At 44.7% G+C, this 19,334-nt stretch carries 17 protein-coding genes; 12 read left to right on the forward strand and 5 right to left on the reverse strand.

Features of this window, described 5'->3' with window-relative positions; all coding sequences use genetic code 11:
* Positions 1 to 46: 46 nt before the first annotated feature.
* From B0H99_RS08320 to B0H99_RS08330, 3 genes are all read right to left on the reverse strand, one after another.
* Positions 47 to 1,426, reverse strand: a complete 1,380-nt coding sequence (locus B0H99_RS08320) for a Glu/Leu/Phe/Val family dehydrogenase (RefSeq protein WP_106533184.1) — start codon at positions 1,424 to 1,426, stop codon at positions 47 to 49.
* 109 nt (positions 1,427 to 1,535) lie between these two features.
* A complete protein-coding gene (locus B0H99_RS08325) occupies positions 1,536 to 3,026 on the reverse strand; it encodes a glycine betaine uptake BCCT transporter (RefSeq protein WP_106533185.1) in 1,491 nt (496 codons plus the stop codon).
* Between the two features lie 110 nt (positions 3,027 to 3,136).
* Positions 3,137 to 3,694, reverse strand: coding sequence for an SLOG family protein (locus B0H99_RS08330; protein WP_106533186.1), 558 nt, complete (start codon positions 3,692 to 3,694; stop codon positions 3,137 to 3,139).
* 140 nt (positions 3,695 to 3,834) lie between these two features.
* Here B0H99_RS08330 and B0H99_RS08335 point away from each other — a divergent pair, with 140 nt between their 5' ends.
* From B0H99_RS08335 to B0H99_RS08380, 10 genes are all read left to right on the forward strand, one after another.
* On the forward strand, positions 3,835 to 4,797 hold the full coding sequence (locus B0H99_RS08335; protein ID WP_106533187.1) for a threonine ammonia-lyase: 963 nt from the start codon (positions 3,835 to 3,837) through the stop codon (positions 4,795 to 4,797).
* Positions 4,798 to 5,171: 374 nt separating this feature from the next.
* A complete protein-coding gene (locus tag B0H99_RS08340) occupies positions 5,172 to 5,945 on the forward strand; it encodes an SDR family oxidoreductase (RefSeq protein WP_106533188.1) in 774 nt (257 codons plus the stop codon).
* Between the two features lie 28 nt (positions 5,946 to 5,973).
* A complete protein-coding gene (locus tag B0H99_RS08345) occupies positions 5,974 to 6,396 on the forward strand; it encodes an acyl-CoA thioesterase (protein ID WP_106533189.1) in 423 nt (140 codons plus the stop codon).
* Positions 6,386 to 8,158 (forward strand): acyl-CoA dehydrogenase family protein, encoded by a 1,773-nt coding sequence (locus B0H99_RS08350; RefSeq protein WP_106533190.1) that lies wholly within the window; start codon positions 6,386 to 6,388, stop codon positions 8,156 to 8,158. Before B0H99_RS08345 ends, B0H99_RS08350 begins: the two co-directional genes overlap by 11 nt.
* A gap of 149 nt (positions 8,159 to 8,307) precedes the next feature.
* Positions 8,308 to 9,219 carry a ketopantoate reductase family protein gene (locus B0H99_RS08355; RefSeq protein WP_106533191.1) on the forward strand — a complete coding sequence of 304 codons (912 nt, stop codon included), beginning with the start codon at positions 8,308 to 8,310 and terminating at the stop codon, positions 9,217 to 9,219.
* A 110-nt stretch (positions 9,220 to 9,329) separates the two neighbouring features.
* Positions 9,330 to 11,072 carry a carbon starvation CstA family protein gene (locus tag B0H99_RS08360; RefSeq protein WP_106533192.1) on the forward strand — a complete coding sequence of 581 codons (1,743 nt, stop codon included), beginning with the start codon at positions 9,330 to 9,332 and terminating at the stop codon, positions 11,070 to 11,072.
* A gap of 66 nt (positions 11,073 to 11,138) precedes the next feature.
* A complete protein-coding gene (locus tag B0H99_RS08365) occupies positions 11,139 to 11,396 on the forward strand; it encodes a cory-CC-star protein (RefSeq protein WP_036810625.1) in 258 nt (85 codons plus the stop codon).
* A 24-nt stretch (positions 11,397 to 11,420) separates the two neighbouring features.
* The gene (locus tag B0H99_RS08370) at positions 11,421 to 12,347 is read left to right on the forward strand and encodes an ArsA family ATPase (protein WP_106533193.1); all 927 of its coding nucleotides are present in this window, start codon (positions 11,421 to 11,423) and stop codon (positions 12,345 to 12,347) included.
* Positions 12,348 to 12,360: 13 nt separating this feature from the next.
* The gene (locus B0H99_RS08375) at positions 12,361 to 13,344 is read left to right on the forward strand and encodes a zinc-binding dehydrogenase (protein ID WP_106533194.1); all 984 of its coding nucleotides are present in this window, start codon (positions 12,361 to 12,363) and stop codon (positions 13,342 to 13,344) included.
* 66 nt (positions 13,345 to 13,410) lie between these two features.
* The gene (locus B0H99_RS08380; protein WP_106533195.1) at positions 13,411 to 13,719 is read left to right on the forward strand and encodes a DUF4870 domain-containing protein; all 309 of its coding nucleotides are present in this window, start codon (positions 13,411 to 13,413) and stop codon (positions 13,717 to 13,719) included.
* 494 nt (positions 13,720 to 14,213) lie between these two features.
* Here the strand turns inward: B0H99_RS08380 and B0H99_RS08385 are convergent, their stop codons facing one another.
* Complete coding sequence (locus B0H99_RS08385) at positions 14,214 to 14,654, reverse strand: YtoQ family protein (protein WP_106533196.1); 441 nt, start codon at positions 14,652 to 14,654, stop codon at positions 14,214 to 14,216.
* Between the two features lie 52 nt (positions 14,655 to 14,706).
* Positions 14,707 to 14,928 carry a transcriptional regulator gene (locus tag B0H99_RS08390; RefSeq protein WP_106533197.1) on the reverse strand — a complete coding sequence of 74 codons (222 nt, stop codon included), beginning with the start codon at positions 14,926 to 14,928 and terminating at the stop codon, positions 14,707 to 14,709.
* A gap of 128 nt (positions 14,929 to 15,056) precedes the next feature.
* On the opposite strand from B0H99_RS08390, the gene B0H99_RS08395 reads away from it, so the two are divergent.
* Together B0H99_RS08395 and B0H99_RS08400 are read left to right on the forward strand one after the other, a co-directional pair.
* A complete protein-coding gene (locus B0H99_RS08395) occupies positions 15,057 to 16,226 on the forward strand; it encodes an exonuclease SbcCD subunit D (RefSeq protein ID WP_106533198.1) in 1,170 nt (389 codons plus the stop codon).
* Positions 16,223 to 19,315, forward strand: coding sequence for an AAA family ATPase (locus B0H99_RS08400; RefSeq protein WP_106533199.1), 3,093 nt, complete (start codon positions 16,223 to 16,225; stop codon positions 19,313 to 19,315). Before B0H99_RS08395 ends, B0H99_RS08400 begins: the two co-directional genes overlap by 4 nt.
* Positions 19,316 to 19,334: the final 19 nt, after the last annotated feature.

The following is a 19,334-nucleotide window of genomic DNA, read 5'->3' on the forward strand; positions in this document are numbered from 1 at the left end:
ATTGCCCGGAAACTATAAAAAAGAGCCGGGAAGGGCTCTTCGGGGTCTAATACAATTGGCCTTGGCGGTATAAAATAGTGGATAATCTCCGCACCGAATGGATGTAACAGTTTTGGCGAAGAGGAAACGGATCTCCGAAAAACTGCGGGAATATCAAATCCATTGTGTTTTTCATTTTTTCCAGCAACATCCGGTAAACTTCTTCTTCCGAATAGAATTGGGTCTCCCGCCCTTGCAGCCATTCAAAATAAGAAACGATTACACCGCCTGCATTCGCTAAAATATCAGGAATTATGATAACCCCTTGTTCACTCAGGTATTCATCCGCTTCTTGCGTGACTGGAGCGTTTGCCCCTTCTACTATAACCCGAGCCTGAATAGCTTGCATATTGCCAGAGTGAATCTGGTCTTCCAAAGCAGCGAGCAGAAGAACATCGACAGGCAAGGTCACTAACTCATCCCGTCCTCTAATTTCCGCTGTTACATTGGCTTGTTGAAGCTGTTCTTCTGTATTCGGCAAATCTCCACCATTTGCGGAGGCGAATTCGACCAGTGTCAGGATATCCAGCCCATCTGCATTGTATAATGTAACATTTCGATCGCTGACAGCTACAACTTTGTTATTGATGTGGGTGCTCTTGTAAGCTTCAAGCGCCGCAACAGATCCAACGTTTCCAAAGCCTTGGACAGCCATCGTCAAGGGCCGGCCATAGTGGGCTAGAGCAGTTGCTGCAAATATATTATCAGACGAATTTAATTGCTGTTCGTTTTCTTTTATAAAATCATGAAGCAAATAGTGGAAAGTAAAGTAAACGCCTTTTCCTGTCGCTTCTCTTCTGCCTAATGAACCGCCATTTTCAATGCTTTTTCCGGTAAAGCTTCCAAGATAGGCGCTGCCATTGGTTATTTTTTTATACTCTGTCATCATCCAGTCCATTTCCCTTGCACCTGATCCGACATCAGGTGCGGGAATGTCCTTGTCGGGCCCGATAACGTCTGAAAAATAGCGGACGTATTTACGGGCTATAAGATTCAATTCTTTTTCCGAAAATTTACGCGGATCCATCACAATGCCGCCTTTACCGCCACCAAATGGAACGCTGTGCAGCGCGTTTTTCAACGTCATCAGAAATGCCAAGTTGATAACTTCTTCTTCATTGACGCTTTCGTGGTAACGGATGCCGCCTTTGTATGGGCCGAGTGCATTATTATGCTGCACACGAAAAGAGGGAATCCGGACAACGCGGCCATCATCCAATGGAATGCGGAGAAACGATTTGTGTATTTTGTTAGGAGTTGAAAGAATGGAACTTAATGAAGTAAACGCTTGATTTCTCATTTGCCCTTGCAGCTCCGGCAAGAACTCCTGGTTTTCCAGCAAGGCATCCAAAGAATCCTGAATAATCGATTTCGTTTGTTTTTCCATAAGACCGAGCACCTCCATTTTTTGCTTTCTTTTTCCTATACCCTGCGCTGTAAAAGTTATGTATGCAAAAAAACCGCCTTCCTTTAGAAATATGGAAGACGGTTATGCATCATTTTTTAGGTTTTGCCAATTTCAATTCAGCGTTCAATGCCTTGAATAGAGCAATGACCATTAAGATTATGATGAACGAAAACGGCAAAGCTGCAATAATGATGGTATTTTGTACGGCAGTCAGCCCGCCTACAGAAAGCAGGATTGCGGCGACGAGCGATTGGGCAATGCCCCAAAGAATTTTAATTTGATTGCTCGGCAATAACGATCCGTTTGTCGACTGCATTCCCAACACGAAAGTGGCGGAGTCTGCAGAAGTGATAAAAAATGTACTGACAAGCAAAATGGCCACGATGGACATCAATGTACCAATAGGCAATTGGTTAAATGCTGCGAACAAGATTTGTTCAGTTGGAAAAGCAGTCAGATCAAAGCTGCTTTTTTGAATATCGATAGCGGCTGTGCCAAAAGCGGCAAACCAAATAGCAATAAATACGGTTGGCGCGAAAACCACGCCAATCAGAAATTCTCGGATGGTCCGTCCTTTTGAGATGCGGGCGATGAACATACTGACAAATGGTGCCCATGAAAGCCACCAGGCCCAATAAAAGATGGTCCAAGAGTTTAACCAGTTACGGTTTTCTGCATTTAGTGGAGCCGATTGGAAACTAAGGCCGATCAAGTTTTGAAAATAAGCGCCAAAAGTTTCGGTGAACATATTTAAAATGAGAATCGTCGGACCGAGAACTAAAACAAGGATTAGCAACGTGATGGCAAGCACCATATTAGTATTGGACAAATATTTGATTCCTTTATTGAGCCCTGACCATGCGGATATAATAAAAAGGATGGTAACGACGCCAATAATGATCATTTGAGCAACATAGCCTTGCTCAATGCCAAACAAATAAGCAAGCCCTCCATTAATTTGAGCAGCGCCGAAGCCGAGTGAAGTTGCTACGCCAAAAACTGTTGCGAAAACCGCAAGCACATCGACGAGCGTCCCTAAAGGGCCTTCCATCTTCTTGCCGAAAATCGGCTTCAATGTTGATGAAATTAATGCAGGTTGCCCTTTTCTGAATTGGAAAAAGGCGAGCGACAAAGCTACCATTCCATACATTGCCCAAATGTGGATGCCCCAATGGTAATACGCGCGTTGCAGCGCTTCTTTAAAAGCTGCATCTGTTCCGAGATCAGCAGTGGCAGGCTGGATGGCAAAATGGGAAAGTGGTTCGGAAGCTCCATAAAAAACAAGTCCAATCCCCATTCCCGCTGAGAACAGCATGGAGATCCATGATACAGTCGAGAATTCAGGCCGGTCAGAATCTTTCCCTAGACGAATTTTTCCGTACGGGCTAATAATGATGATGAAGGTAAAAATCAATAGTAATGCCATGAGCATCAAATAATACCAACCGAATGAGGTGTCGATAAACGACCGGATCGTTCCAGACGCTTTTTCAAAACTTTCTGGCGCGATAACTCCGAACGCAACCGTTAGTACAATTAAAACGAATGTGATATAAAACACTTTTGAAGCTTTCTTCATAAATTTCTCCTCGTAATCCTTTTTGATAAAGACAAGTTTTAAGGTTATCGAAGACGATAAAATTAGTCAAATGTCAAAAAAATCAATCAGGCACTTGGAGGCCTGATTGATTATCCCCATTCATCCAATTGTTCTTCTTCAGTCACGACACGGAGGTCGTCTGCTGTAATCGTCAATACTTCGTAATCGGCTTTTTCAGCGTACCGTTCGGCTTCTTGCTTAATGAATTTAGGTGACCCGTCTGTTTCTTCATCATATACAATAAGAATGCCGTCGGAGTTTCTCAGGAAAAACTTATTCTTTTCGATAAATTGCCATGGCGCTTCGTAAGGTTTATTGGTCAAGCTTCGATGAAAGTCCGCGCTTTCGATGATCGTGCGGTATTTCTCCTGCTTGTTTTCATTCCAATTTTTTTCTTGTTCGAGAAAAGGGGTGAGCACGGCATATTTCAATTCCGGAAACTCTTTTTTCATATCGATCACAACCTCGGCCGCCCAAGTTTCAACGCCGAGCTGGCCGCTTACAATAACCCACTCCAGCCCTTCATCAACTAGTGAACGAAGACGGTTTTCCAGTGCTTTTTTGATAAAACGAATTCCAGGATTTTTATCATCGAATATCCCCATTTCATGTTGTTTGTATCCAGTTACCACCAAGCGTTTCAACATAGCAGCAGCCCCTTTCCTTTATAAGGATAGTTTAACATGGGAACGCCTTACTTTCTGTAGAGTTAGCTGGAATAGTCAGTCCAAAGACAGAATAATAAAAAAATTTATGTTAAAATGCTTTCATAAAAGGGGGGAGAGTTATGGTCAGTATAGATGATGTGAAAAAAGCTCAGCGGGAACTAAAGGGCATCATCCGCCAAACACCGGTTTTAACTTCGGCCTTACTGAATGAAAAAAGCGGAAACCGTATTTACCTCAAATCGGAACATCTTCAAAAAACCGGCTCCTTTAAAGTGCGCGGCGCTGCCAATGCGGTCATAGATGCGGTTAGAAAAGGTGCTAACTATGTAACGGCAGCTTCATCCGGTAATCACGGACAAGCAGTAGCATATATTGCGGCCGAATTGGGCATTCATGCAACGATAGTAGTTCCTGAAGACGTAAACCGTGCAAAAGTTGAAGCGATCAAAGCGTATAAGGGGGAAGTTGTGTATTGCGGCACCACTTCCGCTGAGCGGATTCCAAGAGCAATCCAGATCGCTGAAGAGAACACTGGATTTTACGTGCCGCCTTATGACCATCCGGACGTTATTGCAGGACAGGGAACAGTTGGGTTGGAACTGATCGATCAAGTGCCAGAAGCCGATATCATAGTGGTCCCGGTCGGTGGAGGCGGTTTGCTCGCCGGCATTCTGACAGCCGTTAAAGCCGCTAAGCCACATATAAGAGTGATTGCGGCAGAACCGGAAATGGCTAACGATACGTACTTATCGATCAATAACAATAAAATTACAGCAATTCATGGCACAACGACGATTGCGGATGGGCTGCGGACCTCCCAGCCGGGCAATCTGACCTTTCCGATTTTGCAGAAGCATTTGGACGGGATTGTTTTAGTATCAGAAGACGAAATCAAAAGAGCGTTCCAATTTATGCTTGAGCGGACCAAGCAGCTAATCGAACCTTCGAGTGCAGTGGCAATTGCCGCTATTTTCTCTGGCAAGCTCGAGACAGCCGATAAAAATATTGTTGCTGTTTTGTCAGGGGGCAATGTGGATTTGCATCAAGTGAAAAACTTTTTGACGGAATCTTCTACTGTCTAAAAAGTGATAGTAGCAGATATAGAAACATACATTATGAATCGAGCATATTGCATGAGCGAGAACAAAGAGCCGCATAAAAAATTAGCCAATGATGATTTGAAGTTGAAAGCGGCACAAACGGTAATCTAGACGGAAAATTTTAAAAAGCAGGTCAATCAGAAGAAGCACAACAAAGCCCAGATGAAAAAGTAAACAAGCGCCAAGACAATCGAAAATCAGCAGGGCCATCAAGTAAAAACTTGATGGCCTTTTTATTTGCGCTTTGAAAGCGCCTTGCATTAGAAAAATGAAAACGGTAACATGTAATTAATATTCTGAAAATACTAACTAGTTGGTATGCAACTTAACATATCAATAAGATAGGGGATAAGCTGATGAACGTGATGGATTTGTTTAACCTTGAGGGAAAAACAGCTATCGTTACAGGAGGTGGACGCGGACTTGGAGCGCAAATAGCTGAAGGTTTTGCTGAAGCGGGCGCGAATGTGGTCATATGTTCCAGGAAAGTGGAATCTTGTCGGGAAATGAGCGATAAGTTAAAGAAAAAAGGGGTGCGCTCATTAGCGATTGCTTGTGATGTCACCAATCCGGAAGACGTAAAAAATGTAGTGAAAAATACAATACTGGAATTCGGGACAGTTGATATTCTAGTGAATAATTCCGGTGCCACATGGGGAGCGCCGGTTTTGGATATGCCGCTTGATGCTTGGCAAAAAGTCATGAATGTTAATGTCACTGGAACCTTTTTAATGAGCCGCGAAGTAGGAGAGCCGATGATCAAACAGGGACGCGGAAAAATTATCAACATCGCTTCTGTCGCCGGTCTTGGAGGAAGCGATCCCCGGTTTATGGATACCATCGGCTACAACACAAGCAAGGGTGCAGTCATCACATTCACTAAGGATCTCGCCGCTAAATGGGGCCAATACAACATCAACGTCAATGCATTAGCCCCGGGCTTTTTTCCAACCAAAATGACTGAAGCATTGATTGAAAAGAGGGGGCACCAGCTTCTGGAACATACTCCTTTAAGGCGGTTTGGGACAGATGAAGACTTAAAAGGCGCCGCCTTGTTCTTGGCATCGAAAGCATCAGATTATATCACCGGAGATGTTGTTATTGTAGATGGCGGCATGCACGCTGTATAAAAAGCGTATTGGAAAGAGGAGGAACAACATGGCACATGAAACAACTGTAAAGGTACGGTTCAGCGAAACAGACGCCCTTGGACATATCAGCAACATCAGCTATTTTATTTATTTGGAACAAGCCCGGACCGATTTTTTTGAGGAGCTTGGGCAAGGCACGGACATTGCAGATTGGAAAATCATTCTTATATCAGCTCATTGCGATTTTCTCCGCCAGGGCTATTTCAGCCAGCGACTAAAGATTCTCACGGAAGTGAGCAGAATTGGGAACTCCAGCTTTATGCTGGTGCATCAAATAATGGATGAAAAAACAGGTGAACTGATTGCCAAAGGAGAGGCAGGGGCAGTTTACTTTAATTTTAAAACACAAAAAAGCGAAAGGTTGCCTGCAGAATTAAGAGCAAAGCTCGAAAAGCATTTAATAGAGGAGAAGGGCCGCTATGGAAGATAAAACAACCATTTATGATGGCGGAGGTTTTCTTTGCGGGCCATCAAAAGCAGAAAGCCTCTTTACTCCGGAAGATTTCACCGAGGAGCATCGTCTGATTGGCAAAATAGCAAAGCGTTTTCTCGAAACCGAAATACATCCAAATAATGAAGCTATTGAACAACAAGATTTTACACTGGTCAAAAGGCTTCTCAAAAAAGCAGGTGATTTGGGTCTTCTAGGACACAGCATTCCCGAAGGATACGGAGGACTCGGCTTAGACAAAATAAGCAAAGGTTTGGTCGGTGAATCACTGGGTTCAGCAGGCGGGTATGGCGTTGCCCACTCTAATCATACGTGTATTGCCACATTGCCAATTACCTATTTTGGAACGAGAGCACAAAAGGAAAAGTACTTGCCGAAACTGGCGTCAGGCGAATGGATTGGGGCGTACTGTTTAACAGAACCCGAAGCGGGATCCGATGCCTTATCTGCTAAAACAACAGCTAAACTTAATGAAGCCGGTACCCGCTTTATCTTAAATGGCACGAAAATGTTCATTACAAACGCTGCTTTTTCAGATACGTTCATTGTTTACGCCAAAATAGATGGCACGGCGTTGAGCGCTTTTATCGTGGAAAAAGATTTTCCTGGTTTATCTCTTGGGGTAGAGGAGCAGAAAATGGGCATTAAAGGATCTTCAACACGGACGGTCAGTTTTGAAGACTGTGAAGTGCCGGCGGAAAATCTTCTAGGCGAACCAGGGAAAGGCCATGTTATTGCGTTGAATGTATTGAATATAGGACGTTATAATCTTGGTTCAGCATGTATGGGAGCCGCTAAATATGGACTGGAACTGGCATTGAAATATACGAAAGAACGCAGGCAGTTTGGCAAAGCGATTGCTGATTTTACCGCAACACAAGAGAAAATCGCAAATATGGCTTTGCGCATTTATGCGGCCGAATCGCTTCAGTACCGGACAGCCGGATATTTGGAAGGTGCGCTTGGTGGATTATATGAATCAGAAGACCAAGGGCTAATTGCCAAGCAGATGATGGAATATGCTGTAGAATGTGCAGTTTGCAAAGTATATGGTTCTGAAACATTGGATTATATTGTCGATGAAGCTGTCCAATTACACGGTGGCTATGGCTATATCAAGGAGTACAAAATTGAGCAGATGTACCGGGATTCCCGTATCAACCGGATTTTTGAAGGGACGAACGAAGTGAACCGACTGCTGATTCCAGGAACTTTTTTTAAAAAAGTTGCCAAAGGGGTTATTCCTTTTGAACGGTTGGTCGGGGGGGCACTGACAGAAATACGCTTACCAAAAATTGCAGCCATTGGTCCCATTTCCCGGGAAATAGAAGCGGTCCATGCCATTCGACGGGTTTTCCTTCTTGCAGCAGGTTTGGCATCAGAAATCCACGATGTAAAATTGGGGGAAGAGCAAGAAACGATTATGAAGCTAGCCGATATCGCAATTGCGCTTTTTGCAGTGGAATCAGCTGTTATGCGTACCGCAAAAGCGCTTGAACGCAACGGAGAAAAGGGCGAAGAGCTGAAAATTGCGCTAACAAAAGCGCTTGTTGATGACGCGCTCTTGGAAGTCGAAGTGGCTGCCCGTAAATTGATCCAAGGCTCTGCTTCCGGCAAGCAAATGCATGATGCTGTTTTAGCTGTGACAGGAGAACTGTGCCGGTTGCAGCGTGAAGGCAGAACTCTGACGAAGCGGCATATTGCAAAACTAATGATCGATGCCGAGCAGTATGTAAATTAAGGAGGAAGCTGGGAAACAAACACTATACGTAAGTTTTGGAAAGTAGACTGTACCGGATTTCCTGATCACCAACTGCTATCCAGATCATTTCTAAAGAATTACATGAAAAAACAAGAGCAAAATGATTTATATGGAAAGGATGACAAGCGATGAAAATTCTTGTAGTAGGAGCTGGAGGAATAGGAGGTTATTTCGGAGCAAGACTTTTAGAGGCTGGGCAAGACGTTACATTTTTAGTACGCGAGCGGCGCAAAAAGCAACTCGAAGAAACCGGTTTGAACGTACATAGTGTGAATGGAGATGTTCATTTGGAGCCGAAACTGGTAACAGCTGAAAATTCGGTTGACCAATACGATCTGATCATCTTAACAGTAAAATCATATCAATTGCCGGATGCTATTCAGGACATTCGCCCGTTTGTCGGTAAAGAAAGCATGATTCTTCCACTATTGAATGGCTTTGCGCATATTGGTGAATTGGCAAATGTTTTTAGCGAAGAACAGGTGCTTGGCGGCCTGTGTTTTATCGAAACAACACTTGATCACGAAGGGACCATTATCCAGACGAGCCCCATGCATCAACTTGTTTTTGGAGAGCGTTCCGGTGAAGAAACAGAGCGTATTTTAAGGGTGAAAAAAGCGCTAAGCGGCACAAAAGCAGATTTTGCATTGAGCCGGAACATCATACAGGACATGTGGCATAAATATTTGTTTATCGCGGCAATGTCAGGGATTACAGCATCGATGGAGTCACCGATTGGCCCTGTTCGGGAACTGGAGAGCGGCAAGCGGACGATTAGCGCTTTATTGGAAGAGTTGACAGCAGTCATGAAAGGAGCAGCTGCACCAATTAAAGAAACTATTGCCGAAGAACAATTTAAAAAAATCATGTCCCTAGACCCGGGAATGAAGTCATCGATGCAGCGGGATGTTGAAAAAGGGCATTCGATAGAAGTGGATCATTTGCAGGGATATTTGCTGAAGAAAGCGAAGTCTCAACAATTGGCAGTGCCTGTCTTAGAAACCATCTATACAAAATTGAAACTGTATGAGCTTCAGTAAGAAAAAAGCAAGTAAATTCTCCTGATAACGTTTACATTATTCTGAATATTGTCTATGCTTATTTTACAAGCTTACTTAGACTTGTAAAAAATAAGAAGGAGTTGAGGTGTTTGAATGCTATTGTCCTTGCTGTCATCGGAATCTTTATTTTTGCATTAGGTTATCGTTTTTATTCTAAGTTTGTAGCAGAGAAAATTTTTAAACTTGATCCGAATTATGTTACACCGGCACACAAGTTCAAAGATGGAGTTGACTTCGTCCCTACAAACAAATTTGTTTTATGGGGCCACCATTTCACCTCCGTGGCCGGAGCTGCCCCGATTCTCGGACCGGCAATCGCGGTTTACTGGGGTTGGTTGCCTGCAGTTTTATGGGTAGTCCTTGGAACTGTTTTTGCTGCAGGTGTCCATGATTTCGGAACACTTGCGCTATCGGTACGAAACAAAGGGCAATCGGTCGGCACGCTGGCACACCGTTTGATCGGCCAGCGCGGAAAGATATTATTCCTATTTATTATTCTAATACTCGTGTTGATGGTCAACGCTGTGTTCGCCTGGGTTATCGCGAACTTATTCATTTCTTTTCCAGCGAGCGTGCTGCCGGTATTTATTCAAATTCCACTTGCTCTTTGGATTGGGCATGCGGTTTACAAGAGAAATAAAAAAATGTTGGTGCCATCGCTTGTCGCTCTGGCTGTCATGTACATTACAGCCATTGTTTCGAGCCAAGTCAGTTTTCTGCAAATTGATTTGGTCCGTTATATGGGTGGTGAAGAAGGAGCGGGACTCTTTGGGCTGGGTGCGATCTCTACCGCCTTCTTTATCTGGATCGCCATTTTAATGATTTATGTGTATATCGCTTCTACCTTGCCGGTTTGGAAATTGCTCCAGCCGCGTGACTTTATCAATTCACACCAATTAATAGTAGGGCTGGGTATTTTGTATTTGGGCTTATTGTTCACCAATCCTCAAATCACAGCGCCGATTTCCAACCCGGACGCGAACGTTTCATGGTTCCCGCTGCTGTTTATTACTATTGCTTGTGGAGCAATTTCCGGATTTCACGGGCTTGTTTCATCCGGAACTTCTTCGAAACAGCTGGACAAAGAAACCGATGCGCGCTTTGTCGGTTATCTAGGGGCTGTTGGAGAAGGGATTTTGGCTTTGGTTTCCATTATTGCGGTTATCACGTTCTTCCCGAACCGTGAAGCTTTCTTTGCTACTTACAGCAGCTTCCAAGCAGCAAGCGGAGCGGGCCTTGGTACATTTATTCAAGGAGCCTCCCAGTTGGCGGAAGGACTGCTGATCCCGGCAAGCGTCGCTGCGACAATCGTTTCAATTATCGTAGTATCGTTTGCTGCAACGACGCTTGATACATCAGTCCGGCTGATGCGCTACATCATTTCAGAACTCGGCGTTGAGTACAAAGTCCCTTCTTTGGAGAAGAAACATGTAGCGACAACGATTGCTGTTGTGGCAAGTGCTGCTCTTGTGCTGCTTCCTGAAGGGCCAAACGGTTTCGGTTCCGGCGGATACTTATTGTGGCCGCTCTTTGGAACTTCTAATCAGCTGCTGGCTGGCATCAGTTTACTGCTGGTTTCCATATGGCTGAAAAGACTTGGGCGAAGTTATGTAATTACGATCGTACCGATGATCTTCCTGATGTTCATGACGTTATGGGCGATGTTCCAACAGGTCTTCCTACAATGGGCCTGGTATGCAGATTCGCCAAACACATTGCTATTTGTTTTCGGATCGATCATTTTCGTCTTTACACTCTGGATCATCCTGACTGCAATTCAGGCATTGATGAACCCGCGTGGTACAGGAATTTCAGAACTGGATCTGGATTAAACTGACTAGAAGGGATCATGCTTACATGATCCCTTCTCTTTATACATATGAAGGAGGCGTGCAGACATGCTGGATAAGCTGAAGAAACTCATCGCCTATTACGAAGAAGTATTGGAACTGCCGCACCGCACCGAAATTGCACGTGAATTACGCGCTGAAGACGATTTGTTTTTACTGATGCTGTACTCAGAGATGCTCGGCATTCCAAATCCTGCCTATTATTATACATTGGAGCTATATCCGTATATGATTGAGGAATTTCACGATTGGCACTTACGGATGGGCATGGAAAAATCCCCTTTAAGCGGCATCCGCTGCTGTTAGGCAAGAAAGAAGTGAGGCGGAGAAATGGACGTTCTATCAAAAAGCATAATTTTTGTCGGTGGCAAAGGTGGCGTTGGAAAATCGACATCAGCCGCTGCCATTGCATGGGAATCCGCAAAGAATGGCTATAAGACCTTGCTGATTTCTACAGATCCGGCTCATAATGTCGGTGATATTTTCAATCAGCAAATCGGTGGCAGAACGCAAAAGATTGCGGAGAACCTCTATGCACTGGAAATCGATCCGGAAATCGAGACGGAAAAGTACATAAAAGGGGTCAAAGAGAATATTAAAGGCACCGTCCATACGAGCATGATGGAAGAAGTGAACCGCCAGCTTGATACAGCTAAAGCGTCTCCTGGAGCTGATGAGGCGGCACTGTTTGATAAACTTATCCATATCATTTTGGAAGAACGGCAAAACTTCGATAAACTGGTATTTGATACAGCACCTACAGGGCATACAATCCGTCTATTGACTTTGCCGGAACTGATGGGTGTCTGGATTGAAGGGTTGCTTGAGAAAAGACGCAAAACGAATGCAAATTATACGGCTTTGCTGAATGATGGCGAACCGAGGGAAGACCCGATCTACGATGTGCTGCGGGAACGGCAGGAGCGTTTTTCAAAAGCACGGGAAGTGTTGCTTGACGAAAGCGAAACTGGCTTTATTTTCGTACTCAACCCGGAACGGCTGCCGATTTTGGAAACACAGAAGGCTCTCGAGTTGCTGCATAAATACCATCTGCATGTTAATACGCTTATCATCAATAAAGTATTGCCCGAAGAAGCAGATGGCGAATTTCTGCGTGAAAGAAAAAAGTACGAGCAGCAGTACCTCGAATTGATTCGCAAAACATTCCCTAAACAGGAACTCATTTTCATTCCGCTGTTTTCCAGGGACATTATCAGCATGGAACAATTGGAGTTATTCAGTAAACAACTTGTCTAGGAGGTTGAAGCAAGTGAAAGCATTTGTCATCGAATCTGGGAAATTGAAAGTGAAAAATATGAATGAACCACAAGCGAAAGCCGGGGAAGTGGTCGTCGCATTAAAGACAGCAGGGCTTAACCGCCGGGATTTGGGGTTGCCGAAGCGTTATGGTGATCGCCCGGAAGAGCTTATCATCGGATCTGATGGGGCAGGGATTATTGAAGTGATTGGAGAAGGGGTCAGCAGATTTTCTGTCGGCGACGAAGTGTTGATCAATCCAGCACTTCGCTGGTATGACAATAGTGATGCGCCTCCACAAGGTTTTGATATTCTCGGTATGCCGGATCATGGCACTTTTGCCGAAAAAATCGCCTTGTCTGCAGAACAAATTGAGCCAAAACCGGATTACTTGTCTTGGGAAGAGGCAGGTTCCTTGGCGTTGGCAGCGATGACCGGCTACCGTGCACTTTTTACAAAAGGCGAGCTAAAAAAAGGGGACACAGTGTTTATCCCTGGAGCGGGCAGCGGTGTGGCAACCTATCTTATTCAATTTGCGAAAAATGCCGGAGCAAAAGTCATCGTGACATCAAGAAGTAAAGAAAAACTTGAACAGGCGAAAAGATTGGGGGCAGACATTGCCATCGATACAGCAAGCGATTGGAAGGAAGAGCTTGCTGAAGAAACCATTGATCTAGTCATCGACAGCGTCGGGCGTGCAACCTTTAACCGCTCGCTTGAAGTATTGAAAAAAGGTGGACGCATCGTGATTTTCGGAGCGACGACCGAAGACAATGTAGATTTCAACCTACGCCAATTTTTCTATGGCCAGTACCAGCTGTATGGATCAACGATGGGCAGCAGGGATGAACTGCGGGCCATGCTTTCCCACATCGAAGAGCACGGAACGCATTCGCTTGTTGACAAAGTGTTCCGTTTAGAAGACGCCCAGGAAGCATTCGATTACTTGGCTGAAGGAAAGCAATTCGGCAAAGTTGTTTTGCAGATTAGCGAATAAAACCGTGAAACCTTTCGACCAGTCAGCCGTATTATAGTTATTAGAAAATGACTGGAGATGAAACAAATGCAAAATACCGGATTAAAAGTGCTTGTCCACGCCAGTGCCTTTTTTGCTCCGTTTTTAGTGCCGATTTTCGTGTATCTCATCACGTATGACCAGGAAGTGAAGAAGCTGTCGATCCAGGCCCTATTGTTCCAAATCGCCATGGGAGTCCTAATCTTTATTTCATCGCTGCTGACCGTTATCTTGATCGGTATCCCGATGTTAATCGTCTTCGGAATCATGACAGTTATTGTCCCGATCCTCGGCATCATCAGAGCATTGAACGGCGACCGTTTCGATTACCCGATTGTAGGAAGCTGGTACCAATAAAAAAAACGTCCTTAAGGACGTTTTTTTTATTGCGACGAAGCTAGCGAAGCGATGCAGGAGCAATAAGTTTTGGTTTTTTATTGCGACGAAGCTAGCGAAGCGATGCAGGAGCAATAAGTTTTGGTTTTTTATTGCGACGAAGCTAGCGAAGCGATGCAGGAGCAATAAGTTTTGGTTTTTTATTGCGACGAAGCTAGCGAAGCGATGCAGGAGCAATAAGTTTTGGTTTTTATTGCGACGAAGCTAGCGAAGCGATGCAGGAGCAATAAGTTTGGTTTTTATTGCGACGAAGCTAGCAAAGCGATGCAGGAGCAATAAGTTTTGGTTTTTTATTGCGACGAAGCTAGCAAAGCGATGCAGCGCTTTTTCATGTCTCGAGCAGCTAAAACTTTCATTGAAGTCGTATTTTGTGGTTAATGGAGCATATTTTACTTGTAACTGTGAATAATCCAGACAAGCAAAAAACACGGCCATCCTAAAGATGGCCGTGTTTTCTATTCGAAAATGTAAGACAAAGCTTTAAGTGCTTGATCAACGGTTTCAACGGTAGCACTGGATTTGCGGGACAACTCTTTTAACGGATGATGCAATTTTTCAGGGCGGACGATAATCAGCGGCTTGCCTGCTGCAATGGCGGAACTGGCATCCATGGCAGTGTTCCACTGTTTATATTGTTCGCCGAAAAAAGCGATGACCAGATCCGCTTTATGGATCAAAACACCGGTGCGCAAGTTGTTGAAGCTAGATGCAGTCATGTCTTTAGCCAACGCATTGGGTTGTTTCCCTAAGATTTCCTCGCCGATACTGTCCGAACGCTCATGGTCTTCCATCGGCCCGACAAAATCAACAGGGAGCCTTAATGCCAATGATTTCTTTTTGAGTTCTTCACGCCACGCGCTGTGAATTTCACCAGCCAGATAAACAGTCAATCTCATGTTAATCCCTCCGACACCCATTTCTTTCAGTTTAACATACTTGGGAGACGGATTAGATAATAAGGCGTTCTTTCCGCGTTACCGGAATCAATGAAAGCACATTCTCCACTTTAAACGTGCGCTTCTTGTTCCGCAGAAAGCAATAGGCCTGGAATGTATCGCCACTCACTTTCAGGATTTTGATTCGGCGTTTGCTGATAGAACCGTCGTTTGCCATATACATCATATCGATCAGCTGCTGATGTTTAAATGCTTTGAGAACCTGTGCTTTCATGATTTTCACTCCTTCGAATAGAACGTTTGTTCTTATTATAAACCATAATCTAAGGAGAAACAAGCAAACGGATTTCGTGTATAATGGAACGAACATATATTCTTTTAACCCTGGAAAGGAGCAAAACCATGAAAATTTTTCATACTGCCGATTGGCATTTAGGCAAGCTGATCCAAGGGGTCTACATGACAGAAGAACAGCGTTTTGTCTTGAATCAATTGATTGCCGCCATAGAAGAAGAACAACCCGATGCTGTTATCATTGCAGGAGATTTATATGATCGGGCAGTGCCGCCGACAGAAGCGGTCAATCTGCTTGATGAAGTGCTTGCCAAGATCGTTCTGGAATTGAACACACCGGTGCTTGCCGTAGCTGGAAACCATGATAGTCCGGGGCGATTGAATTTCGGCAGCCGCATCATGAAGATGAACAATATTCACATCGCGGGGCATGTGCAAAAAGAACACACGCCGGTCGTCTTAAAAGATGAGCATGGAGAAGTTCATTTTCACCTTGTCCCGTATACCGATCCTTCAATGGTCAAGTACACGCTTGAAACTCCAGAAGTCCGTTCGCATAACGATGCTATGAAGGCAATCACGGAAAATATTAAGAAGTCGCTTGATTCGGCTGCCCGGCACATTTTTGTCGGCCATGCATTCGTGACGCCGCATGGCGAACAGGAAGGTAATACGAGCGATTCGGAGCGTCCACTGTCGATTGGCGGAGCTGAACATGTCGCTGCACATCATTTCGAAGCTTTTCATTACACCGCGCTTGGCCATTTGCACAAAGCTCATTATGTATTGAATGAGACCATCCGTTATGCCGGATCTCCTTTGAAATATTCGATTTCAGAAGAAAATCACCAAAAAGGTTTTCTTGTTATTGAAATGGATGCCAGCGGCGGAGTGGCGGTTGAAAAGCGTTTATTTAGACCGAACCGGAATATGCGGACGGTTGAAGGTACAATGGATGAAATCTTGAAGCATGAACTCAACGAAGACTTTGTTTTTGTCAAACTGTTGGATGATGCACCAATCTTGTATCCGATGGAAAAAGTCCGTTCGGTTTATCCGAACGCCATGCACGTGGAGCGAAAGAACTTTATCGGCACTGCTTCTCAGGGCGCTACAGGAGGAGCCCGCCGGAAAATGGATTCGCTGTCATTGTTCAAAGCGTTTTATGAAGAAGTGAAAGGCGAGGCGGCTTCAAAAGAAACAGAAGAGATTTTCAAAGATGTGCTGAATGAATTTTTAAATGAAGAAAGCGATAAAAAAGAAGGGGTGAACGTATGAGACCCTTAAAGTTAAAACTGACTGCGTTCGGGCCATACAAGCAAACGGAAGTGATTGATTTTGCCGATTTGCAGGGCAATCAGCTGTTTGTTATTTCAGGCAGCACCGGTTCAGGGAAAACGACTATTTTTGATGGCATCTGTTTTGCGCTCTACGGATCTGCTAGCGGGTCGGACCGAAGCGAATCGCGGATTTTGCGCAGCGATTTTGCAGATGACGGAACGCATACATGCGTCGAAATGGAATTCGAGATACATAATAAGGTGTATCGGATTTTACGCCAGATGAGCCATGTTAAAAAAGGCAACAAAAGCCCGACCGGTGAACGCTATGAATTTTTCGAGAAATGCGATGGCGGCGAAAAACCGTGCGTAGAGCGCCAGATTGTTTCGGAAATTAACCGCCGGGTGGAAGAAATCATCGGTCTGACCCAAAACCAGTTCAGCCAGATCGTCATGCTGCCACAAGGCGAATTCCGTAAGCTGTTAACTTCGGAAACTGACAACAAAGAAGAGATTTTGCGCAAAATTTTCAAGACTGAACCATACAAAATGATTAGCGAACGATTAAAGCAAAAAAAAGACGTGGCTGCCAAAGCGTTCCAGCTGGAAGAGCAGATTCTAGGCAGCCATATCCGGAGCATAGCATCTTCGCTGCCAAAGCGGGATTCAGCCATTTTCGAATTGCTTACACGCGACCACTACAATGTCCATCAAGTAATAACAGCTCTTGAACAAGAAACAAAGTTTTATAAAGAAAAGATTGATGTGGATAAAGCGGCATATCAAACTGCTTATCAACAGCATACGATGAAGCAACAGCTTTTCCATGAAGCAAGGCAATGGAACGATCGCTTTGCCGAGCTGGCGGAAAAAGAAGAACGTTTAGAGCGGCTGACCGCAGACCTTCCAGCTTATGAAGAGAAAGAGCGGCGCTTGCAGCATGCAGAACGTGCAAGTTTGATCGAAGGATTAGAAAACTTCTATAAAGAGCTGCAAACCAATGAAGCTGAGAAACGGGATCTTGCAAAAGCGGCACGGACAAAAGCGCAAGCCGCTTTGGAAGAATGGCAAGAAGCAGAAGCGGAATATTTGATGCAGGAAAAGCGGCAGGGCGAGCGGGAACAAATCCGGATCCAACTTCTTGAGCTGCAAAACAAGTTGCCTGCTGTACAAGAATTGGACGGAAAGAGGGCGGAACTTACTCGCCTTGAGGTACTGGCAAAACAAGCGGAAACCGGTGCGAAATCAGCCGAAGAAAAATGGCAGACTGAAAAACAAGTCTATAACCAATTAGCGTTGCAAGTAGCAGAACTGGAACAAAAAGTTGAAGTATTTGACGAGAAAACCGCCAGATTGACCGAACTGAAAGACAAGTGCCGCATAGCAGCTGAGTTGCTGAACGCACAAGTGAGCTGCACAAAACAGGAAAAGGAAAGCCGGGCGATGGAAGAATTGTATCAGGTGGCTGCTGCGGAATACGCGGAGCTGGAATCAAGCTGGTTTGCGGACCAAGCGCGTGTCCTTGCTGAGCAATTGCATGAAGGCGAAGCCTGTCCGGTATGCGGCAGTCTGGAGCATCCGAACAAAACGGGGAATCTACATGAATCAACGGTATCGAAAGAGCAGCTTGATTTTGAAAAGTCCAAACTTGTCGAAGTGGATAATCAATTCCGCAATGCGTCGGCACGATTCATGGCACTTACTGAACAAGTGGACAATAAAAAACAAGAAGCGCGCAAATTCGGGTTAACTTCGGAATTGGCAGAAGAAGAATACGCAAGCCTTGAAGCGGCCAGAAAAGAATTGGATGCGGAAGTCGCAGAATTGCAAAAAGACAAGCAGAGACTGCGCGTTTTTAAAGAAACTCTTGGGCAATCCGTACGGCAAGTTGAACAGCTGGAACGGCAAAAAGAAGAGACGATGGCATTCATGCAAAAACAGCGGGCAGAGTTTGACACAGCGGCAGCTGTTTTCGAACAGCAGCTGTTGTCAATTCCTGAAGAAATACGGACGCTTGCTGTTTTGCAACAGAACATCCGTTTAGCTCTTGCTGAAAAAGAGCGGCTTGAAAAATTATGGGTCCAATCCCAACAGCGGTTCCAGACTGCAAAAGAAGGCAAAGCTTCTGCTGCTGTAGCGCTCGAGCACTCCGAAAATATAGCGGCAGAAACAAAAAACAAAAGGGACCAGGCTGGGCAGCAATTCTTCACAGCGCTCCAAAAGTCGGCGTTCGAATCGGAAGCGGCTTACCTGCAAGCAAAACTTGGAGAAACCGAGCAAGTAGCGTTGAAAAAAGCGGTAGAAACCTACAAGCAAAGCCGTCATACATTAGTTGAACAAGTAAAAGAGATGGAAATTTTGCTTTCGGGGCAAGAAAAGACAAATACGGTTGAACTTGAAGCAGAGCTTGCTGAATTAAAGCGCGTTTACGAACAAGCTTTTGCCGAGCTGAATCATTCTAAAGAATTTGAGAAAACAGCGGTGGTTCTGATCAATAAGATCGCACAAGCTACTAAACAAGCAACAGAAGCAGAACAGGAAATGAACCGGCTTGCCGATTTGCACGATATGATTCGTGGTCAGAACCCATTGAAAATTTCATTTGAACGCTACTTGCAAATTGAGTACTTGGAGCAAATCATCCATTCAGCCAATGAGCGCTTAAAAGACTTGTCGAATGGCCAATTTTATTTGATCCGCAGCGACCGCCAGGAAGCACGCGGTAAACAAAGCGGTCTGGGACTCGATGTTTACGACTCGTACACTGGACAAACTCGTGATGTTAAAACCTTGTCGGGCGGTGAGAAGTTCAATGCTTCCCTATGCCTTGCACTTGGCATGGCGGATGTTATTCAAAGCTTCCAAGGAGGAGTAGCGATCGACACCATGTTTATTGATGAAGGTTTCGGTTCCCTGGATGAAGAGTCACTGAACAAATCCATCGAAACGCTGATTGATCTTCAAAAGTCCGGCCGAATGATTGGCGTTATCTCTCATGTCCAGGAATTGAAAGCGGCTATTCCGGCAATTTTGGAAGTGAAAAAGTCGAAAGAGGGGTATAGCCAAACCCGCTTTTTGCTTAAGTGACAAGCTGTTTCGATAAGTA

The organism is Planomicrobium soli (genome assembly GCF_003014655.1).
GTDB classification, from domain to species: domain Bacteria; phylum Bacillota; class Bacilli; order Bacillales_A; family Planococcaceae; genus Planococcus; species Planococcus soli_B.

What these genes read in the sequence shown, in the direction of transcription:
- B0H99_RS08400 (WP_106533199.1), top strand. Translation starts at nt 16,223, where the DNA reads ATGAGACCCTTAAAGTTAAAACTGACTGCGTTCGGGCCATACAAGCAA.
- B0H99_RS08365 (WP_036810625.1), top strand. Translation starts at nt 11,139, where the DNA reads ATGCTGGATAAGCTGAAGAAACTCATCGCCTATTACGAAGAAGTATTG.
- B0H99_RS08350 (WP_106533190.1), top strand. Translation starts at nt 6,386, where the DNA reads ATGGAAGATAAAACAACCATTTATGATGGCGGAGGTTTTCTTTGCGGG.
- B0H99_RS08390 (WP_106533197.1), bottom strand. Translation starts at nt 14,928, where the DNA reads ATGAAAGCACAGGTTCTCAAAGCATTTAAACATCAGCAGCTGATCGAT.
- B0H99_RS08325 (WP_106533185.1), bottom strand. Translation starts at nt 3,026, where the DNA reads ATGAAGAAAGCTTCAAAAGTGTTTTATATCACATTCGTTTTAATTGTA.
- B0H99_RS08345 (WP_106533189.1), top strand. Translation starts at nt 5,974, where the DNA reads ATGGCACATGAAACAACTGTAAAGGTACGGTTCAGCGAAACAGACGCC.
- B0H99_RS08370 (WP_106533193.1), top strand. Translation starts at nt 11,421, where the DNA reads ATGGACGTTCTATCAAAAAGCATAATTTTTGTCGGTGGCAAAGGTGGC.
- B0H99_RS08340 (WP_106533188.1), top strand. Translation starts at nt 5,172, where the DNA reads ATGAACGTGATGGATTTGTTTAACCTTGAGGGAAAAACAGCTATCGTT.
- B0H99_RS08355 (WP_106533191.1), top strand. Translation starts at nt 8,308, where the DNA reads ATGAAAATTCTTGTAGTAGGAGCTGGAGGAATAGGAGGTTATTTCGGA.
- B0H99_RS08395 (WP_106533198.1), top strand. Translation starts at nt 15,057, where the DNA reads ATGAAAATTTTTCATACTGCCGATTGGCATTTAGGCAAGCTGATCCAA.
- B0H99_RS08330 (WP_106533186.1), bottom strand. Translation starts at nt 3,694, where the DNA reads ATGTTGAAACGCTTGGTGGTAACTGGATACAAACAACATGAAATGGGG.
- B0H99_RS08320 (WP_106533184.1), bottom strand. Translation starts at nt 1,426, where the DNA reads ATGGAAAAACAAACGAAATCGATTATTCAGGATTCTTTGGATGCCTTG.
- B0H99_RS08335 (WP_106533187.1), top strand. Translation starts at nt 3,835, where the DNA reads ATGGTCAGTATAGATGATGTGAAAAAAGCTCAGCGGGAACTAAAGGGC.
- B0H99_RS08380 (WP_106533195.1), top strand. Translation starts at nt 13,411, where the DNA reads ATGCAAAATACCGGATTAAAAGTGCTTGTCCACGCCAGTGCCTTTTTT.
- B0H99_RS08385 (WP_106533196.1), bottom strand. Translation starts at nt 14,654, where the DNA reads ATGAGATTGACTGTTTATCTGGCTGGTGAAATTCACAGCGCGTGGCGT.